Raw genomic sequence first — 20,732 nt, forward strand, 5'->3', positions numbered from 1 at the left:
TAGCGTTGTTGACTGCACGCACTCGCTCCATCACATGGTGAACCATGCTCAGGAGTCTCGTTTGTTTGTCGCCTAGCTACAACTTCAACTATTTACAGAGTTACACTTGCGTCATATTTGGCTTTTTATCTGCGTTAGCTGCACTTATTCCGACGTGCCGGCTCAGGGGCATCACATAGTAGGCTATGCTCAGGAGTCGCGAAAACTTGTTGCCTTGTCAAAGTAACAATTACTTAGTGAAAGCTGCTGAGAAAATATAATGTAGAAGGTGAGTGGTTTTGGCTGCTCACCTTTTTCTTTAATAGAAAGGTTTAAAGGAACAAAAAATGAGTCATCCAATTGAACAGTTAGAACAAATCATGGCGAAGCTGCGTGACCCCGAAAACGGTTGCCCTTGGGACTTAAAACAAACCTTTGACACCATCGTTCCGCATACAATAGAAGAAACCTACGAGGTGGTGGACGCGATTCAAAATCGAGATTGGCCCAATCTAAAAGAAGAGCTAGGGGATTTGTTGTTTCAGGTGATTTTTTACAGTCAGCTAGCGAAAGAGCAAGAGCTGTTCGACTTTTCGGATGTCGTCGAAACCGTGAACGAAAAACTGACTCGTCGCCACCCGCATGTTTTTTCAGATGTTGAGTTTGAATCTGACGAGGAAATTAACGCGAACTGGGAAGCGGAAAAAGCAAAAGAAAAAGCCCTAGTAGGCAAAGCGGAAGAAAGTATCCTAGACTCAATACCAAACTCTTTACCGGCACTTTCTCGTGCTACAAAAATTCAGAAAAAATGTGCAAAATTTGGGTTTGATTGGGATTCACTTGGCCCGGTTGTCGATAAAGTACGAGAAGAAATTGACGAAGTCATGGAAGAGGTACTGCAAGTTCAGCCCGATGAAGAGAAAGTTGAGTTGGAACTCGGTGATTTGCTATTTGCGACTGTCAATTTGGCTCGCCACCTTGATAAAAACCCAGAAGTCGCGCTAGGAAAAGCAAACGTAAAGTTTGCGCGACGTTTTAAACAAGTTGAAGGCAAGGTCCAGCAGTCAGGCAAAGTACTTACAGATTGTTCTTTATCAGAACTTGACCATTTTTGGGATGAAGTAAAACAAGAAGAATCGAGGCAGAGGTAAACTGGCAGAATACATAATATAAGGTCAGCTTGTTTGGTTACACGAAACGGACTTTGGGTTGTCTTTGCTCACTTTGATTTGAAGCAAAAAATAAAAAATTACGGTGTGATAGATTTCACGTTGTGGCGGTAAGGAGCTTCTGGTATATTTATCTCCCGTCCAGAAGCACTCCATTTCCCTCATTCAACCAATTTCAGGTTAAACATGACGACAAATTACATTTTTGTTACTGGCGGGGTTGTATCCTCTCTAGGTAAAGGTATTGCAGCAGCATCTCTTGCGGCTATTCTAGAAGCTCGTGGTCTTAAAGTGACTATGATGAAGCTTGACCCTTACATCAACGTTGACCCGGGCACAATGAGCCCTACTCAGCACGGTGAAGTGTTCGTTACAGAAGATGGCGCAGAGACTGACCTTGACCTTGGTCACTACGAGCGTTTCATCCGTACCAAGATGACCAAGCGTAACAACTTCACTGCAGGTCGTGTTTATGCCGACGTACTTCGTAAAGAACGTCGTGGTGACTACCTAGGCGCAACTATTCAAGTTATCCCTCATATCACTAACGCAATCAAAGATCGCGTTATTGCAGGTTCTGAAGGCCATGATGTGGCTATCGTTGAAGTTGGCGGTACTGTTGGTGATATCGAATCACTACCATTTATGGAAGCGATTCGTCAGCTAGCTGTTGAGCTAGGCCGTGAGCGCGCAATGTTCATGCACCTAACACTTGTTCCTTACCTAGCGGCAGCGGGCGAAGTGAAAACTAAGCCGACGCAACACTCTGTAAAAGAACTTCTATCTATCGGTATTCAGCCAGACATCCTAGTTTGCCGTAGCGATCGCGTTATTCCTGCGAATGAGCGTAAAAAAATCGCACTGTTCTGTAATGTTCCAGAAAAAGCAGTAATTTCAATGAAGGATGTAGACTCTATCTACAAGATCCCTCAGTTGATTAAATCTCAAGGGCTAGATGACCTTGTGTGTGCTCGCTTTGGTATTACTGCTCCTGAAGCAGACCTTTCTGAATGGGAACAGGTTATCTACGAAGAAGCAAATCCTACTGGTGAAGTAACCATCGGTATGGTTGGTAAATACATTGAATTACCAGATGCATACAAATCTGTGAACGAAGCGCTTAAACACGCTGGCTTGAAAAACCGCCTAAGCGTCACAATTAAGTATGTAGACTCACAAGATATCGAAACAAAAGGCGTTGAACTTCTAGAAGGTTTGGACGCAATCCTAGTACCAGGTGGCTTCGGCGATCGTGGTATTGAAGGCAAGATCCGTGCGGCTCAATATGCACGTGAAAATAACGTGCCTTACCTAGGTATTTGTTTGGGTATGCAAGTTGCACTAATCGAATACGCGCGTAACGTTGCGGGTATGGAAGGTGCACATTCAACAGAATTTAACAAAGAGACTAAGTACCCTGTGGTAGGTTTGATCACAGAGTGGGTAGACGAATCAGGTAGCGTAGAAGAGCGTACTGAAAAGTCTGACCTAGGCGGTACGATGCGTCTTGGTTCACAGCTGTGTCACCTAGAGAAAGGGACTAAAGCTCGTGAACTGTACGGTAGCGCGACGATCCATGAACGTCACCGTCACCGTTACGAAGTGAATAACGTGCTTCGTCCGCAAATCGAAAAAGCAGGCCTAAAAGTATCAGGTCTATCTGCGGACAAGAAGTTAGTGGAAATGATTGAGAACCCAGCTCACCCATGGTTTGTAGCGGCTCAGTTCCACCCAGAATTCACCTCGACTCCTCGCGATGGACATCCATTGTTTGCAGGTTTTGTTAAGGCTGCGGGCCAAAACGCACGCGGCGAATTCGAGAAGTAAAAGGATACGGGCGGCGGCGAAGGTTGTGCTGCTGCCCTTTAAGATTGACATTTATATTTGAAACGAGAGGAAACATTAATGTCTAAGATCGTTAAAGTTCTAGGTCGTGAAATCATCGACTCACGTGGTAACCCAACTGTAGAAGCTGAAGTACACCTAGAAGGCGGTTTCGTAGGTATGGCGGCAGCTCCATCTGGCGCATCTACTGGTTCTCGCGAAGCTCTTGAGCTACGTGACGGTGACAAAGCACGTTTCCTAGGTAAAGGTGTTCTTAAAGCAGTTGAAGCTGTAAACGGCCCAATCGCTGAAGCTCTAGTTGGCAAAGACGCTAAAGACCAAGCTGCAATCGACGCAGTAATGATCGAACTAGACGGCACTGAAAACAAATCTAAATTCGGTGCTAACGCTATCCTAGCTGTTTCTCTAGCAAACGCTAAAGCTGCTGCTGCTGCGAAAGGCATGCCTCTATACGAGCACATCGCTGAGCTAAACGGCACTGCAGGTCAGTTCTCTATGCCTCTACCAATGATGAACATCATCAACGGTGGTGAGCACGCAGACAACAACGTTGACATCCAAGAGTTCATGATCCAACCAGTTGGCGCTAAGACTCTTAAAGAAGGTCTACGTATCGGTGCAGAAGTATTCCACAACCTAGCTAAAGTTCTTAAGTCTAAAGGCTACAGCACTGCAGTTGGTGATGAAGGTGGTTTCGCTCCTAACCTTAAATCTAACGCTGAAGCTCTAGAAGTTATCGCAGAAGCTGTTGCAGCTGCTGGTTACGAACTAGGTAAAGACGTTACTCTAGCTATGGACTGTGCTGCATCTGAGTTCTTCGACAAAGAAGCTGGCATCTACAACATGAAAGGCGAAGGTAAAACTTTCACTTCTGAAGAGTTCAACCACTACCTAGCTGAGCTAGCTAACCAATTCCCAATCGTTTCTATCGAAGACGGTCTAGACGAGTCTGATTGGGATGGCTTCAAGCACCAAACTGAACTACTAGGTGACAAGCTTCAACTAGTAGGTGACGATCTATTCGTTACTAACACTAAGATCCTTGCTGAAGGTATCGAGAAAGGCGTAGCTAACTCTATCCTTATCAAGTTCAACCAAATCGGTTCTCTAACTGAGACTCTAGCTGCAATCAAGATGGCTAAAGACGCAGGTTACACAGCAGTAATCTCTCACCGTTCTGGCGAAACTGAAGATGCAACTATCGCTGACCTAGCGGTAGGTACAGCAGCAGGTCAAATCAAAACTGGTTCTATGAGCCGTTCTGACCGTGTTGCTAAGTACAACCAGCTAATCCGTATCGAGGAAGCACTAGGTGATCGCGCTCCTTTCAACGGTCTTAAAGAAGTTAAAGGTCAAGCTTAATTCTTCACTGAATTAGCAGCTTAACTTAAAGCTTTTAAAACACCCTGCTTTGGCGGGGTGTTTTTTTATATAACGGAAGCGCTAAGTGAGCGCACTCCTCCATGTTTCAAGTAAGCGGTCTCAAAGAAGTTAAAGATCAAGCTTAATTCTTATTGAGTAAAGTTTCGCTAAATAGCTTTTTGAAACCATCGCTACGGCGGTTTTTTGTATTTATAGGTTTGTATTTTTGGCTCTTACTTTGGTCATGGGTAAGGAGCGCTTCCTATGAGCTTGTTTCATTTTGCTGCTTATTTCTTGTAAGGAGCGTGTGAGTCTCCCTTTCTCCCCTAGAGGCAACCTCGCATTTATGCTATATATGTCACCTTATCTAATTCCTTCCGGTACAGAATGTTAGCAGCGATATGCGAATCTTTGTTATAGCCCTTACGCTACTGTTTGGCTTGCTTCAATACACTCTATGGTTTGGTAAAAACGGAGTGTCTGACTACTACACAGTAAAAGATGAAATTGAAGTTCAGCAACAAGTGAACAGCAAGCTACAAGCTCGCAACAATGAAATGTTCGCTGAGATTGATGATTTAAGGCAAGGTCTTGATGCGATTGAAGAACGTGCGCGTCATGAGCTCGGTTTAGTTAAAGATGGCGAGACTTTTTACCGCATTATAGGTGAGGAAAACCATTAAAATGTTGGATATGAACTCATCGCATATCGCAATTGTGCCTGCTGCTGGTGTGGGTAGCAGAATGAAGGCAGATCGCCCTAAGCAATATTTATTGATCGAAGGTAAGGCGGTACTGGAACATACCGTAGAGAAACTGCTTTCTCACCCAAATATTTCTAAGGTTGTCGTTGCCATTACTGACGGCGACCCATATTACCCAGAATTGTCCATTGCTAAGCGCCCAGATGTGATTCGTGTAGCTGGTGGTAAAGAAAGAGCAGACTCTGTGTTATCAGGGCTAAACTATGTCAATGAGCATCTGGAAAGCGAGTGGGTATTAGTTCACGACGCTGCAAGGCCATGTGTATTAACATCCGACATTGACCGTTTGATTGATGTTTGCTGCGCCCACTCAACGGGTGGCATTCTCGCATCTCCTGTGAGAGATACAATGAAGCGAGCAAACGCAGTACAAGATATCGATCATACGGTAGATAGAGAAGCATTGTGGCATGCACTTACTCCACAAATGTTTAAAACTCAGCAGCTTACTCAAGCACTGGCTGACGCATTAGAACAGGGTGTAACCATTACCGATGAAGCCTCGGCTTTGGAATGGCTAGGCGAGAAGCCAGCCTTAGTTCAAGGGAATGCGAACAATATAAAAATCACTCAGCCAGAAGATCTTGCGTTAGCCGAGTTTTATCTAAGCCGTGAGCGCGGCGAATAAAGAAAGGATAGAAAATGATTCGAATTGGTCATGGTTTCGATGTACATAAATTCGGTGGTGAAGGCCCAGTCATTATTGGTGGTGTAGCAATCCCTTATGAGCAAGGTTTGATTGCACACTCAGACGGCGATGTAGCGTTGCATGCGTTAACGGATGCTCTGCTGGGCGCGATTGCTGCCGGCGATATTGGTCGTCATTTCCCAGATACGGATGATAAATGGAAAGGCGCAAACAGTCGTGAACTACTGAAAGACGTTTACCGTCGAGTCAAAGAGCAAGGCTACCGCCTTGGCAATGCTGATGTAACCATCATGGCACAAGCGCCTAAAATGGCACCACACATTGACGCAATGTGTGCGGCAATTGCCGAAGATCTAGAAACCGACATTAGTAACATCAACGTAAAAGCGACGACGACAGAACGTCTCGGTTTTACCGGACGCAAAGAAGGTATTGCAACGGAAGCCGTTGTACTTCTGTTTAAGCAATAACTAGCAATTTGCTCTTCTAAGCTGTGATATCAGCGGAAACACATCATGTCAGACATTTTATCTTCATTGGCTTACCTAACGGGTAAGCCAGTTGCATCGGCAAAAATCAAAGCGCAGCCAGAGCACTTTCAGGTTCGCGAAGATTTAGGTTTTGCCTTTACGGGCGAAGGCGAGCACCTAATGGTTCGTATCCGTAAAACGGGCGAGAACACCAGCTTCGTTGCTAACGAGTTAGCAAAAGCCTGTGGTGTTAAGTCGAAAGACGTTAGCTGGGCGGGTCTTAAAGACCGTCATGCGGTGACGGAACAGTGGTTAAGTGTCCATTTACCAAAAGGTGAAACGCCAGATTTTTCAGCGTTTTTGGCTCAATACCCAAGTATCGAAATCCTTGCAACAGATCGTCACAATAAAAAACTGCGTCCTGGTGACCTAGTAGGGAACGAGTTCGTGGTTACTTTGTCTGAAGTGACAGATATAGCGGATGTAGAGCAACGTCTTGAAAAAGTGAAACAAGTTGGCGTGCCAAACTACTTTGGTAGTCAGCGTTTTGGTAACGATGGTAACAACCTTGAAGAAGCACGTCGATGGGGACGCGAAAACGTTCGTACCCGCAATCAAAACAAGCGCAGCATGTATTTATCAGCGGCTCGTTCGTGGATTTTCAACCGCATCGTTTCAGCTCGTCTAGAGAATGGTGTGTTTGATAAGTTCATTGATGGTGACATTGCACAGACGAATTCTGGCACTCAGTTGATTGATGCAAACAACATAGCTGCTCTGCAAGTGCAATTTGCGCGAGGTGAAGCGGCAATTACCGCTGCGCTTGCTGGCGATAATGCACTGCCTACTCAAGCCGAGGCTCTGGCATTAGAGCAACCGTTTTTAGACGAAGAGCCTGACCTCATGGCGCTGATTCGTGGTAATCGCATGCGCCACGACCGTCGCGATATTGCGCTGAAGCCAAAAGATTTAGCTTGGACGGTTGAAGGTAACAACATTACGTTGACTTTCTCACTGGATGCGGGATCTTTTGCGACCTCTATTGTTCGTGAGTTAGTTAATGAGGTTGAAGTAGAAAGAGAATACTAATGGAACAGGATTCACGAAACCCGAAGCCCTTAAGGGTCTTAATCAGCAATGATGATGGTGTTCATGCTCAAGGGATTCATGCCCTCGCTGATGAGTTGAGAGATATCGCCGAAGTGACCATTGTCGCACCTGATCGAAATCGTTCAGGTGCTTCGAATTCACTCACATTAGAACAACCATTACGCGTGACTGAAATTGCCCCAAATATCTACTCAGTGCAAGGCACGCCCACGGATTGTGTGCATTTCGCGCTGAATGAGCTAATGAAAGATGATTTGCCTGATCTTGTTCTGTCAGGAATCAACCATGGCGCTAATTTGGGTGATGATGTTCTTTATTCTGGAACAGTAGCAGCCGCCATGGAAGGTCATTTCCTTGGCGTTCAGTCGGTGGCTTTTTCTCTAGTGGGTAAGCGACATTTCGAATCCGCCGCTAAAATTGCACGTCAAATTGTACAACAGCATTTAGCGTCGCCGATTCCAACGAATCGTCTACTGAACGTAAACGTGCCTGACTTACCATCAGAGAATTTAGGTGAAATTGAAGTTACGCGTTTAGGTGCACGTCATCACGCAGAGAATATGATCAAGCAGAAAGATCCGAGAGGCCATGACATTTATTGGTTAGGGCCACCAGGAAAGGAGCAAGATGCAGGAGAGGGCACGGACTTTTATGCAATTGAGCATGGCCGAGTTTCAATGACGCCTCTGCAAGTTGATCTCACCGCTCACGAGTCGCTGCGTGCTATGGATAGTTGGTTAAAGGAAGAGAAGTAATGAGTAACCCACATGCTGACAGGTTGATAGCGTTTCTTATCTCCAGTGGCATCAAAGACCAAAGAGTTCTGGATGCTATCCAACGCTTGCCACGAGAAAGCTTTGTTTCTCAAGCGATGATGCACCAAGCCTATGATAACAATGCGTTACCAATTGGTCAGGGACAAACTATTTCTCAGCCTTATATCGTTGCGCGTATGACCGAGTTGCTTGAGCTAGAGCCGGCGAGTCGTGTTCTGGAAATCGGAACGGGATCGGGTTATCAAACCGCGGTACTGGCGCAAATTGTTGATCATGTATACTCCGTTGAGCGAATTAAATCGTTGCAATGGGAAGCAAAGCGTCGCCTGAAGCAATTGGATATTTACAATGTTTCAACTAAGCATGCTGATGGGTGGCAGGGCTGGGAAGCGAGAGGTCCTTTCGATGCTATCATTGTTACCGCTGCCGCTGAAGTGATTCCCCAAGCTCTTCTCTCACAATTAAGAGATGGCGGCAAAATGGTCATTCCTGTTGGAGATACGGAGCAACAGTTATTAAAAATAGAGCGTAAGGGAGACGAATATCTCTCTACCGTTGTAGAAATGGTTCGGTTCGTACCTCTGGTTGCGGGTGATTTAGCTTAAGGGTTAGGGATAGGTGAATAAGTTACTACGTCATATTGGTATTAGCTTTGTGTTTGCTGCAGGACTAGTTGGTTGTGCAGCGCATTCCCCTGCACCTGTCTCTAGCCTAAAAAAAGACTATTCAAGCCTTGAAAGAGGGAGTTACAGAGGGAGTTATTATGAGGTAAAAAAAGGCGATACGCTTTACTTCATAGCTTATGTCACAGATAAAGATGTAAATGATCTTGTTCGTTACAATGAGTTAACTCAGCCTTACACTATCTACCCAGGACAGAGGCTAAAACTTTGGGCTCCGAAATATGTCGCCCCTAAATATGGTCAAAAAGTTGAACCCGTTGTGGCTCCTGTTGTTACGACACCCCCAGCTCCAGTGACGAAAACATCAACAGCCTCTAAACCTAAACCTTCGAGTAAAAACTCTAGTCAAAAACCTACAGAGACTAAGCCTAAAGTCGTACAAAAACAGCCTCCAAAGAAGGTTGAACAATCGAAAACAAAGGAGTATGTTGGTTCAAAAGATAACCAAAAAGTGAAGCAAAAAGCGCCAACTACCACAGCAAAGAGTGATAAAGTCTCAAAGTGGTTGTGGCCAACAAAAGGGAGAGTAATCAAGAACTTTTCGGCGGGAGAACAGGGAAATAAAGGTATCGACATCGCAGGACAGCGTGGTCAACCTATCGTTTCAACCGCAGCCGGCACAGTCGTTTATTCAGGCAATGCGCTACGAGGTTATGGCAACTTAATTATAGTAAAGCATAACGACAATTATTTAAGCGCATACGCACATAATGACAAACTGCTGGTCACAGAAGGACAAAGCGTAAAAAGCGGACAAAAAATCGCCACCATGGGTAGTTCAGGTGCAAAGTCGGTCAAACTACACTTTGAAATTCGCTATCAAGGTAAATCAGTGAATCCAAAACGCTATTTGCCTTAAAACTTTGAAAAACAACTTGCGACATCATTTAGCGACATATTGAGTTGTCATGTCTTGCTAACTCGCCAGGGGGAGGCGTTATGAGTATCAGCAACACAGTAACCAAAGTTGAAGAGTTTGCATTTGACAATGCGTCAGTGAAGACCATTGATAACGAACTCGAAAGATCATCATCCACAGAAAGCAAAGCGACTGCGCGTGAAGAATTTGACGCGAGCAGTAAAAGCTTAGATGCAACTCAGTTGTATTTGGGCGAAATTGGCTTCTCACCTTTACTTACTGCCGAAGAAGAAGTGCTTTACGCAAGACGCGCCCTACGTGGCGACGAAGCGGCACGCAAACGTATGATCGAAAGTAACCTACGTTTGGTTGTTAAGATTTCTCGTCGATACAGTAACCGTGGTCTAGCACTACTCGATCTGATTGAAGAAGGTAACCTCGGCTTGATCCGAGCGGTCGAAAAATTCGACCCAGAACGTGGTTTCCGTTTCTCTACTTACGCAACATGGTGGATCCGACAAACGATAGAGCGAGCGTTGATGAACCAAACTCGCACGATCCGTCTACCTATCCACGTAGTGAAAGAGCTGAACATTTATCTGCGTACTGCGCGTGAACTTTCTCAAAAGCTCGATCACGAACCGACCGCAGAAGAAATTGCTGCTCAATTAGATATTCCAGTCGAAGACGTAAGCAAAATGTTACGCCTTAATGAGCGTATTAGCTCTGTCGACACGCCAATCGGTGGTGACGGTGAGAAAGCGCTGCTGGATATTATTCCTGATGCAAACAACTCTGATCCAGAAGTTTCGACTCAAGATGACGACATCAAATCATCGTTGATTCATTGGTTAGAAGAGTTGAATCCGAAACAGAAAGAAGTGCTTGCACGTCGCTTCGGCCTACTAGGCTACGAGCCTTCGACGCTGGAAGAAGTTGGTCGAGAGATTGGTCTGACACGTGAGCGAGTACGTCAAATACAAGTGGAAGGTTTACGTCGTCTTCGTGAAGTCCTAATCAAACAAGGTTTGAATATGGAAAACTTGTTTAACGTAGAAGACGATTAAGTAATCCGTATTTCACTAGATACACAAAAGGCTATGGTTCCCCATAGCCTTTTTTCTTTTTTGCTCGTCGGTGTGAGTCTGTTTACAGCATCTTCTTCAAGCGATACAGCTCTTCAAGAGCTTGGCGTGGCGTTAAGTCGTCAGGATCAATACCTGACAGAGCTTGTTCGACCTCGCTAGGCTCTGGAATCAGGCTCAACTGGTTAGCCACATCTACTGCACTTGGACGCGGTGTGTCACTGTTTTGCCCCAGTTGCTCTAGCTGAGATAGCTTGTTACGCGCATTTTTGATGACCGTTTTTGGTACGCCAGCTAAGCCCGCAACAGCCAAGCCGTAAGACTTACTTGCCGCACCTTCTTGAACTGCGTGCATAAAGGCAATGCTGTCTCCATGCTCTACGGCATCCAAGTGAACGTTCGCTAAGTTTGGCAGTTGGTTCGGTAACTCTGTTAATTCGAAGTAGTGAGTTGCAAATAGGGTCATCGCACCAATTTGTGTTGCGAGCCATTCCGCACTTGCCCAAGCTAAAGACAGACCGTCGTAAGTACTAGTACCGCGTCCGATTTCATCCATTAGCACCAAACTGTTCTTAGTTGCGTTGTGAAGAATATTGGCTGTTTCGGTCATTTCTACCATGAAGGTCGAGCGGCCAGATGCAAGATCATCTGATGCACCAATACGAGTAAATATACGATCTAAAGAACCAATCTGTGCGGATTCTGCCGGTACATAAGAGCCGATATGTGCCATCAATGCAATCAGCGCAGTTTGACGCATGTAGGTTGATTTACCACCCATGTTTGGACCGGTGATGATCAACATCTTACGGGCTGGGTTAAGCTCAATTGGGTTCGCGATGAACGGCTCTGTTGTTACTTGTTCTACGACTGGATGACGGCCAGCTTGAATGTGAATTCCTGCGTCTTTCACAAGCGTTGGGCGGCAGTAATCTAACGAATCTGCACGCTCTGCAAGGTTTTGTAATACATCTAGTTGAGACAGAGCAGAAGCTAGGTTTTGCAGCTTCTCAAGGTTTGGCATCAATAGATCAAACAGTTCTTCCCACAACTGTTTCTCAAGTGCTAACGCTTTAGATTTCGAGTTAAGTACTTTGTCTTCGTGTTCCTTAAGCTCTGGGATGATGTAGCGTTCAGCGTTTTTGAGTGTTTGGCGACGTACATAATGCGGTGGAACCAAATGGCTCTGGCCACGGCTCACTTGGATAAAGAAGCCATGAACGTTGTTATAGCCTACTTTAAGCGTATCGATACCGTGTCGTTCACGCTCATCTCGCTCAAGCTGCTCAAGATATTCTGTTGCACCGTCTGCCAATTTTCGCCATTCATCGAGCTCCGCATTGTAGCCTTCAGCGATGACGCCACCATCACGAATAACAACCGGCGGATTTTCTTTAATCGCGCGTTCTAACAGGTCACATACTTCGTCAATCGGAGCTGCATACTTCGCCAATTTCGTTAGGTACGGATGGGTCAAAGAAGCGGTGACAGATTCTAGCTCTGGTAGCTGTTGCATGGCATTGCGAAGTCTAGCCATATCGCGAGGGCGAGCAGAGCGTAATGCAAGGCGCGCTAAGATACGTTCAATATCACCAATTTGCTTTAACGTTGGTTGAAGATCGGCAAACAGAGCTTGTTCTTTAATCTCACCAATTGCATCAAGACGATTGTTTAACGTTTCAATGCAACGCATAGGCTGATGCAACCAACGCTTCAGCATTCGGCTGCCCATCGGAGTTGCACAATGGTCGAGTACTGCAGCTAGCGTGTTATCGGTTCCGCCTGCTAGATTTTGAGTAATTTCCAGATTACGTCGGGTAGCAGCATCAAGGATGACGGATTGATCCTGATGATCAAACGTTAAAGAGCGAATATGAGGTAAAGCCGTACGTTGAGTATCTTTTACGTACTGGATCAAACAACCAGCAGCACATAACCCTAAGGACGCATGTTCTACACCAAAACCAACCAGATCTTTTGTGCCAAATTGTTGATTGAGTTGTTGCTTAGCCGTATCAAGCTCAAACTCCCAGACTGGGCGACGACGGTTACCATTGCGGCTCGCCATTAAATGTACAGGTTCAAAATCTTCTGGGAACAGTAGCTCACGTGGTGCGGTACGTTGAAGCTCGGCTGTCATCGCTTCTTCAGTTTCTGGTTCTGTCAGTTGGAAGCGACCAGAGGTGACATCCAGCGTCGCATAACCGAACTTACCGTTGTGATGGTAAATTGCTGCGATTAAGTTATCGACACGCTCAGAAAGCAGCGCCTCATCCGTCACAGTACCTGGTGTAACGATACGCACAACTTTACGTTCTACTGGGCCCTTGCTGGTGGCCGGATCGCCAATCTGTTCACAGATCGCCACAGACTCACCAAGCTGAACAAGTTTTGCCAGGTAGCCCTCTACGGCGTGAAATGGCACACCCGCCATTGGGATAGGTTCACCTGCAGACGCACCACGTTTGGTCAATGAAATATCAAGAAGCTGAGAAGCTCGCTTGGCATCATCGTAAAAGAGTTCGTAGAAATCGCCCATGCGGTAGAACAGCAAAATCTCTGGGTTCTCAGCTTTTAGCTTGAGGTATTGCTGCATCATCGGAGTGTGTTTTTGTTCAGCTTTCACAGGTAAGTTCTTTTGTTTATTTCCGTAGCGGCTTAGGATACGTGAATCCCTATCAAGTAAAAAGAGACAAAGGGCATTTTGGCTATGGAAAAAACAACAAAATTGAGTGCCGATTTAGGCGCATTATTGGCTAAACACGGGCATCTTTTAACGACCGCAGAATCATGCACTGGTGGTGGTGTTGCAACCGCCATTACTGACATTGCTGGTAGTTCAGCGTGGCTTGACCGTGCGTTTGTCACCTACAGTAATGAAGCGAAAATGGAGATGCTTGGTGTGCAAGCTTCAACGTTAGAAGCGCATGGTGCAGTGAGTGAGCCAGTTGTGATTGAAATGGTACAGGGTGCAATGAAAAACTCCAATGCGACCATCGGTGTGTCCATCAGTGGTATTGCAGGGCCGGGGGGTGGCAGTGAAGAGAAACCAGTCGGCATGGTCTGCTTTGCTTTTGCTGATAACCAAAGTTGGCAGCAAGTCGAAACCATGCATTTTACTGGTGACCGTGCAGAAGTTCGCAAAAAAGCGGTCGAGCATGCGCTGACTCAATTGTATCAACATCTACTCTAGAATTTCTTAAATTGTTTTAGCCCAGCATTGATAAGGGCTAGAGCAAATCACGACTTTAGGTCAGCCAAATTTTTTTCATACAGGTATGGACACTGTATGAATCAACAGTATAATAACTTTCATTGCTGAGCAGTTCTTCTGCTTAAGAAAAATGAATTACTATTCGTCGCCCAAAGAAGATGAATAAATCGGAGAAAGTAATGGACGAGAACAAACAGAAAGCGCTCGCCGCTGCGCTAGGTCAAATTGAAAAGCAATTCGGTAAAGGCTCTATCATGCGCCTTGGTGATAACCGCGCAATGGACGTAGAAACCATCTCAACGGGTTCTCTTTCTCTTGATATCGCTTTGGGTGCTGGTGGTCTACCAATGGGTCGTATCGTAGAAATCTACGGCCCAGAATCTTCAGGTAAAACAACATTAACGCTTGAGCTTATTGCTGCTGCGCAACGTGAAGGCAAAACTTGTGCGTTTATCGATGCAGAGCACGCTCTAGATCCTGTATACGCGAAGAAACTTGGCGTAGATATCGATGCATTGCTAGTTTCTCAGCCAGACACAGGTGAGCAAGCGCTAGAGATCTGTGACGCACTTGCACGTTCTGGTGCTATCGATGTTATGGTTGTCGACTCTGTTGCAGCGCTAACACCGAAAGCAGAAATCGAAGGCGAAATGGGCGATAGCCACATGGGTCTGCAAGCACGTATGCTTTCTCAAGCAATGCGTAAGCTAACGGGTAACCTAAAGCAGTCTAACTGTATGTGTATCTTCATCAACCAAATCCGTATGAAGATTGGTGTGATGTTTGGTAACCCAGAAACAACAACAGGTGGTAACGCACTTAAGTTCTACGCTTCTGTTCGTCTAGATATCCGTCGTACTGGCGCAATCAAAGAAGGTGACGAAGTCGTAGGTAACGAAACGCGCATCAAAGTTGTTAAGAATAAGATTGCAGCACCATTTAAAGAAGCAAACACACAAATCATGTACGGCCAAGGCTTTAACCGCGAAGGTGAACTTGTCGATCTAGGTGTGAAGCACAAGTTAGTTGAAAAAGCCGGTGCTTGGTATAGCTACAATGGCGATAAGATTGGTCAAGGTAAAGCGAATGCGTGTAACTACCTGCGTGAGCATCCTGAAGTGGCTAAAACTATCGATACAAAACTGCGTGAAATGTTGCTAGCGCCAGCACTTGCGGAAGCGCCTGAAGCTGGTGAAGCGCCAGAGCAAGCTGAAGAGTTTTAATCTCTCATAGATTAATAAATGACAAAGCCCTGCAATGCGGGGCTTTGTTGTATCTATTGAAATCAAAAATCGAATTATCACAAAGGCCATTGAGAGCCTGTACAGCAAAAATACTTTTAGGATCATCATGTACCAAAAACGCCAGGCGCCAACATTATCGAGCAAAGAGGCTGCTATACAATTGCTTAGCCGTCGCGATCATGGTCAGTATGAGCTTTACCAAAAATTATCGATGAAGGGCTATGAAGAATCAGACATCGACATCGCAATTAATTTTTGCCTAGACCATAACTATTTAGATGATTTACGTTACGCGAAGAGTCAAATTAGACAGCATGTATACAAAGGACATGGAGAGCGTCGAATTCGTCAAGAGTTAAACCAGAAGCGTGTTGCGGAATCGGTGATTGAGCAAGCTATGGCTGAAGAGCCGCAAGATTGGTTTGAACTGGCTAAACAGGCGGCAGAAAAGAAATTCAAAGGTATTAAAGCCAAAGACCAAAAAGAGTACGCAAAACAAGTTCGTTTTCTGCAGTATCGCGGCTACAGTTTTGACCAAATCAGCTACGCGCTGAACTTTGAGGACGAAGATTAACGGTCAGTCGTCCGCACTGATTTTTGTTTTGCTTCAAATTTTTTCTCCTACTCCCTCTTTTCCTCAAGAAAACTAGTCTCAGCTGTTTGCATGATCTACAATACGGCAAAATTCTAACTCGACTATTTTCAGGAAGAGCTGCATGTACATGAGCACTGATGAGGTTCGTAACGCGTTCCTCAAGTTCTTTGAGAGCAAAGGACACCAAATCGTAGAAAGTTCATCGTTAGTTCCACATAACGACCCAACCCTGCTGTTCACAAACGCAGGTATGAACCAATTTAAAGATTGTTTCTTAGGCTTAGAAAAACGAGCCTACACTCGAGCGACTACGGCTCAGCGTTGCGTACGTGCTGGTGGTAAACATAACGACCTAGAAAATGTTGGCTTTACTGCTCGTCACCACACATTCTTTGAAATGTTAGGCAACTTCAGCTTTGGCGATTACTTCAAAGAAGATGCGATCTCCTTTGCTTGGGAATTCCTAACCGAAGTTCTTAAACTGCCAGCGGATCGTTTATTGGTAACTGTTTACGAAACCGATGACGAAGCGTTTGACATCTGGAACAAGAAAGTTGGCGTACCCGCTGATCGTATTGTTCGCATTGGTGATAAAGAAGGCGGCAAGCCGTACGAGTCTGATAACTTCTGGCAAATGGGCGACACTGGCCCTTGTGGTCCATGTACTGAAATCTTCTACGATCACGGTGAGCACATCTGGGGTGGCCGTCCTGGCACGCCTGAAGAAGATGGTGACCGTTTCATCGAGATCTGGAACAACGTATTCATGCAGTTCAACCGTCACGCAGACGGCACTATGGAACCGCTACCAAAACCATCGGTAGATACTGGTATGGGTATCGAGCGTATCTCTGCAATCATGCAGGGCGTTCACTCAAACTACGAAATCGATGTATTCCAAGCTCTTATCAAAGCAGCAGCAGAAGTTATCGGTTACGAAGACCTATCAAACCAATCACTACGCGTTATCGCTGACCACATCCGTTCATGTTCATTCCTGATCGTGGATGGCGTTATGCCTTCAAACGAAGGTCGAGGTTACGTATTACGCCGTATCATCCGTCGTGCAGTTCGTCACGGTAACAAGCTGGGCGCACAAGGTGCATTCTTCCACAAGTTGGTTGGCGTTCTAGCTGACATCATGGGTACGGCTGGTGAAGAGCTGAAGCGTCAACAAGCTGTGGTTGAAAAAGTACTGCGTATCGAAGAAGAAAACTTTGGTCGTACACTTGAGCGCGGTATGGCGATTCTAAACGAAGCACTAGATAACCTAGACGGTAAAGTACTAGACGGCGAAACCGTATTTAAACTTTACGATACTTACGGCTTCCCAGCTGACTTAACTAACGACGTAGCACGTGAGCGTGAGTTCGCAATCGACGAAGAAGGTTTCGAGAAAGCGATGGAAGAGCAGCGTCAACGTGCGCGTGAAGCGGGTAACTTCGGTACTGACTACAACGCAGCAATCAAAGTTGATACGCAAACAGAATTCTGTGGTTACACAGGTACTAAAGGCTCTAGTTCTGTAGCAGCGATGTTCGTTGAAGGCAACGAAGTAGATTCGCTATCTGCGGGCGACAAAGCAATCATCGTACTTGGTGAAACACCATTCTACGCAGAGTCAGGCGGTCAGTGTGGTGACGCTGGTGAAATCCGTACTGAGTCTGGTGTATTCCGCGTTGAGGACACTCAAAAACTAGGTAACGCAATCGCGCACCACGGTGTAATGGCAGAAGGCGTTCTAGCGAAAGGTGATGAAGTAGCAACTATCGTTGACGCAGAGCGTCGCGCAGCTATCTCTCTAAACCACTCAGCAACGCACTTGCTACACGCAGCACTACGCCAAGTTTTAGGTGAGCACGTAACGCAGAAAGGCTCATTGGTGAAGGCAGACAACCTACGTTTCGACTTCTCACACCTAGAAGCCGTAACTGCAGCAGAACTGAAAGAAGTTGAGCGTCTAGTTAACGCGCAAATTCGTCGCAACCACACGATTGAAACCAACGTGATGGACATTGAGTCTGCTAAGAAGAAAGGCGCAATGGCACTGTTTGGTGAGAAGTACGATGACGAAGTACGCGTACTGTCTATGGGTGACTTCTCGACAGAGCTTTGCGGTGGTATTCACGCATCAAGCACAGGTGATATTGGCCTATTCAAAATCACTTCAGAAAGCGGCATTGCTGCAGGTATTCGACGTATTGAGGCGGTAACAGGCGAGGCTGCATTAGACGCGATTGAAGCTCAAAACGCGAAGTACGAAGAGAAACTGGCAGAATCTGCACAGAAAGCAAAAGCGCTAGAGAAAGAAGTGCAGAAGCTAAAAGATAAGATGGCGGCAGCAGAAAGCGCTAACATCATGGGCAAAGCGGTTGAAGTCAATGGTACAAAAGTTCTAGTCGCAGCTCTTGAAGGCGCTGACAGCAAGAACCTACGTACTATGGTTGATGACATCAAGAACCAAATGGGGTCTGGTGTCGTACTGCTTGCTAACGTAACAGGTGACAAGGTTGGCCTGATTGCTGGTGTGACTAAAGATCTAACTGGTAAAGTAAAAGCTGGTGATCTAGTTAAGATGATTGCTGAGCAAGTCGGTGGTAAGGGCGGTGGTCGTCCTGACATGGCTCAAGCTGGTGGTACTGATGTAGCCGCACTACCAGAGGCAATTAAAACAGTTCAGCCTTGGTTAGAAGAGCGCTTATAAGCTTTTAACTACTAAAATTACGCTCAATCAAGTTTCTTTGATTGAGCGTAATTTTTTTTAGCAGCCAAGTGGTTTAATTGACCAAAAGTTAACCGAGTCATTTAGGCTATTTGGTTTTTGTTGTAACTACTGCTTATATAATTTTTCTAAAAGGAAATACTGACGATGTAAGCAGTTCTAAAGAGACTTCGGTCTTGGGAAGGTGAAGACTGGTGAAAAAGCCCCTTATCGTGCAAAAGTTTGGCGGAACCTCCGTGGGTTCAATTGAAAGAATCCACCAAGTTGCTGAACACATCATTAAGGCGAAAAATGATGGCAATCAAGTTGTTGTTGTCGTGTCTGCAATGTCAGGCGAAACAAACAGACTGATGGACCTCGCTAAACAGATAGATAGCGTGCCTACAGCTCGAGAACTTGATGTTTTGCTCTCTGCTGGTGAGCAAGTGTCAATGGCACTGTTAGCAATGACACTCAATAAATTGGGTCATGCTGCACGCTCGCTTACCGGAGCACAGGCGAATATTGTGACGGATAATCAACACAATGACGCAACGATTAAACACATTGATACTAAGACAATTCTGGGATTGCTTGAGCAAGACCAAATCGTGATTGTTGCAGGCTTTCAAGGTGTGAATGAGAACGGGGATATCACCACATTAGGTCGAGGTGGCTCAGATACGAGCGCTGTGGCACTGGCAGGCGCATTGCGCGCTGATGAGTGTCAAATCTTTACCGACGTTGATGGTATTTATACTTGTGACCCACGTGTAGTGAAAAACGCGCGAAAATTGGCGGTTATCGATTTTCCTTCCATGGAAGCGATGGCAAGCCGAGGCGCGAAAGTATTACATTTACCTTCAGTGCAATTTGCATGGAAGAATAATGTGCCACTGCGCGTGCTTTCGACATTTGATGTTAATGAAGGCAGTCTGGTAAAGGGGGAGTTAGGCAATCAAGCCGTCTCTGGTATAGCCATTCAACGTGACCTTGCCATAATCGAAGTCGATAAAGAACATTTATCTAGTGCTACAAAACAATGTCAGATGTTGGGTATCGACATTTGGAATGTGATCGAGGAAACAGAACGGGCAGGTATCATGATAAAACAAGATGCATGTGCCAAGTTCGATCTGGTGTTCAGCGACAAAATCCGTAATAGTGAAGTGGTAAGCCTGTTGACCGCAGTGGGGCTTGAGGCCAATGGAATGGTAGAGCACGCATGCGATTTGTTGGCAAAGCGAGATATTGAGATCAATTTCAGCGCAACGAATGCACTCACTATGATGCTAGTTTTAGCACCCGAATGTGTGGATACAGCAGCAAACATTCTGCATGATGCTTACATTACGTCTAGTGAAGCATTAAACATTCAACAAAAACATGCCTTTTTAGGCTGATTTTCGCTAACAAGGTAGTTTACGAAAATATAACTTTTGTTGGATAATAGCTTTGTAGCAAGAAAATTTAGAGATTACTCAAGGAGCAAAGAATGCTAATTTTGACTCGCCGCGTAGGCGAAACACTGATGATTGGTGATGAAGTGACTGTAACTGTACTAGGTGTTAAAGGTAACCAAGTGCGTATCGGCGTTAACGCTCCGAAAGAGGTTTCAGTTCACCGTGAAGAAATCTACATGCGCATTCAAGCTGAAAAAGGCAATGGCAACGTTGCTTCAGGTAACTACTAAGTCGCTCCTGTTTACAGAGCTTAGTTTGAATGAAAAAGGCTAACCGAAGGGTTGGCCTTTTTAGTTTTTACTGTTTTTGAAAATTTGCAGAAACTATTGTGTTGAGTATGGCTGTGAATTCATCAATAATGTTGATTCGAACTTCAGAAAGTTATTTGAAAATAAATGTCTTTTTTTCAGAGAAGACTCTCTTTTTTTCATCATAATAGAGTGATAAAGTTCGTTTAATAGTCACTTTGATTAAATCAGCAACGGTTAAGCCAGTTTCGTAGATTTTTTCAAAGAAAGTGTTTGACATATTTTCGGTAAAACGTAATATGTGCCTCCGCAAGACGGTGAGGTGGCCGAGAGGCTGAAGGCGCTCCCCTGCTAAGGGAGTATACGGTTTATCCCGTATCGAGGGTTCGAATCCCTCCTTCACCGCCATTCTTGCAACGTTGATTTATCAACAAAAAGTGCGTCCTTAGCTCAGCTGGATAGAGTACCTGGCTACGAACCAGGCGGTCGGAGGTTCGAATCCTCCAGGACGCGCCA

General features: G+C 45.4%; 18 protein-coding genes and 2 tRNA genes. 19 read left to right on the forward strand and 1 reads right to left on the reverse strand.

Annotated features, from left to right (window positions below; genetic code table 11):
* Window positions 1–326 precede the first annotated feature (326 nt).
* From mazG to rpoS, 11 genes are all read left to right on the forward strand, one after another.
* The gene (gene mazG, locus R7R24_RS13135; RefSeq protein ID WP_191116403.1) at window positions 327–1,130 is read left to right on the forward strand and encodes a nucleoside triphosphate pyrophosphohydrolase; all 804 of its coding nucleotides are present in this window, start codon (window positions 327–329) and stop codon (window positions 1,128–1,130) included.
* Between the two features lie 204 nt (window positions 1,131–1,334).
* A complete protein-coding gene (locus R7R24_RS13140; RefSeq protein ID WP_021034029.1) occupies window positions 1,335–2,975 on the forward strand; it encodes a CTP synthase in 1,641 nt (546 codons plus the stop codon).
* Between the two features lie 78 nt (window positions 2,976–3,053).
* Window positions 3,054–4,355: a phosphopyruvate hydratase gene (gene eno, locus R7R24_RS13145; RefSeq protein ID WP_005380909.1), complete on the forward strand. Its 1,302-nt coding sequence runs from the start codon at window positions 3,054–3,056 to the stop codon at window positions 4,353–4,355.
* Between the two features lie 401 nt (window positions 4,356–4,756).
* Complete coding sequence (gene ftsB, locus R7R24_RS13150; protein WP_005380907.1) at window positions 4,757–5,038, forward strand: cell division protein FtsB; 282 nt, start codon at window positions 4,757–4,759, stop codon at window positions 5,036–5,038.
* 1 nt (window position 5,039) lies between these two features.
* A complete protein-coding gene (ispD, locus tag R7R24_RS13155) occupies window positions 5,040–5,747 on the forward strand; it encodes a 2-C-methyl-D-erythritol 4-phosphate cytidylyltransferase (protein ID WP_005380898.1) in 708 nt (235 codons plus the stop codon).
* 14 nt (window positions 5,748–5,761) lie between these two features.
* Window positions 5,762–6,238, forward strand: coding sequence for a 2-C-methyl-D-erythritol 2,4-cyclodiphosphate synthase (ispF, locus tag R7R24_RS13160; RefSeq protein WP_005380896.1), 477 nt, complete (start codon window positions 5,762–5,764; stop codon window positions 6,236–6,238).
* Between the two features lie 45 nt (window positions 6,239–6,283).
* Window positions 6,284–7,327 (forward strand): tRNA pseudouridine(13) synthase TruD, encoded by a 1,044-nt coding sequence (gene truD / locus R7R24_RS13165; RefSeq protein WP_005380895.1) that lies wholly within the window; start codon window positions 6,284–6,286, stop codon window positions 7,325–7,327.
* A complete protein-coding gene (surE, locus tag R7R24_RS13170; protein ID WP_005380894.1) occupies window positions 7,327–8,103 on the forward strand; it encodes a 5'/3'-nucleotidase SurE in 777 nt (258 codons plus the stop codon). Before truD ends, surE begins: the two co-directional genes overlap by 1 nt.
* On the forward strand, window positions 8,103–8,729 hold the full coding sequence (locus R7R24_RS13175; RefSeq protein ID WP_005380892.1) for a protein-L-isoaspartate(D-aspartate) O-methyltransferase: 627 nt from the start codon (window positions 8,103–8,105) through the stop codon (window positions 8,727–8,729). The genes surE and R7R24_RS13175 overlap by 1 nt, the downstream gene beginning before the upstream one ends.
* A gap of 13 nt (window positions 8,730–8,742) precedes the next feature.
* Window positions 8,743–9,666: a peptidoglycan DD-metalloendopeptidase family protein gene (locus R7R24_RS13180; protein WP_017633546.1), complete on the forward strand. Its 924-nt coding sequence runs from the start codon at window positions 8,743–8,745 to the stop codon at window positions 9,664–9,666.
* Between the two features lie 80 nt (window positions 9,667–9,746).
* Window positions 9,747–10,733 (forward strand): RNA polymerase sigma factor RpoS, encoded by a 987-nt coding sequence (gene rpoS / locus R7R24_RS13185; RefSeq protein ID WP_005380887.1) that lies wholly within the window; start codon window positions 9,747–9,749, stop codon window positions 10,731–10,733.
* 82 nt (window positions 10,734–10,815) lie between these two features.
* Here the strand turns inward: rpoS and mutS are convergent, their stop codons facing one another.
* Complete coding sequence (mutS, locus tag R7R24_RS13190; protein ID WP_033907432.1) at window positions 10,816–13,377, reverse strand: DNA mismatch repair protein MutS; 2,562 nt, start codon at window positions 13,375–13,377, stop codon at window positions 10,816–10,818.
* 84 nt (window positions 13,378–13,461) lie between these two features.
* Here mutS and pncC point away from each other — a divergent pair, with 84 nt between their 5' ends.
* From pncC to R7R24_RS13230, 8 genes are all read left to right on the forward strand, one after another.
* Entirely contained in the window at window positions 13,462–13,944 is a 483-nt protein-coding gene (pncC, locus tag R7R24_RS13195; RefSeq protein ID WP_005380875.1) for a nicotinamide-nucleotide amidase, read from the forward strand.
* Between the two features lie 200 nt (window positions 13,945–14,144).
* Complete coding sequence (gene recA / locus R7R24_RS13200; protein WP_005380874.1) at window positions 14,145–15,188, forward strand: recombinase RecA; 1,044 nt, start codon at window positions 14,145–14,147, stop codon at window positions 15,186–15,188.
* A 127-nt stretch (window positions 15,189–15,315) separates the two neighbouring features.
* Window positions 15,316–15,783, forward strand: coding sequence for a recombination regulator RecX (gene recX, locus R7R24_RS13205; protein WP_005383799.1), 468 nt, complete (start codon window positions 15,316–15,318; stop codon window positions 15,781–15,783).
* Between the two features lie 142 nt (window positions 15,784–15,925).
* Window positions 15,926–18,508 carry an alanine--tRNA ligase gene (alaS, locus tag R7R24_RS13210; RefSeq protein ID WP_005380872.1) on the forward strand — a complete coding sequence of 861 codons (2,583 nt, stop codon included), beginning with the start codon at window positions 15,926–15,928 and terminating at the stop codon, window positions 18,506–18,508.
* A 212-nt stretch (window positions 18,509–18,720) separates the two neighbouring features.
* A complete protein-coding gene (locus R7R24_RS13215) occupies window positions 18,721–19,908 on the forward strand; it encodes an aspartate kinase (protein ID WP_005383803.1) in 1,188 nt (395 codons plus the stop codon).
* Between the two features lie 92 nt (window positions 19,909–20,000).
* Window positions 20,001–20,198 carry a carbon storage regulator CsrA gene (gene csrA, locus R7R24_RS13220; protein ID WP_004415691.1) on the forward strand — a complete coding sequence of 66 codons (198 nt, stop codon included), beginning with the start codon at window positions 20,001–20,003 and terminating at the stop codon, window positions 20,196–20,198.
* 334 nt (window positions 20,199–20,532) lie between these two features.
* Window positions 20,533–20,624: transfer RNA gene (locus R7R24_RS13225), tRNA-Ser, on the forward strand.
* A 31-nt stretch (window positions 20,625–20,655) separates the two neighbouring features.
* A tRNA-Arg gene (locus tag R7R24_RS13230) sits at window positions 20,656–20,732 on the forward strand.

It is taken from the genome of Vibrio sp. 704 (assembly GCF_033339295.1).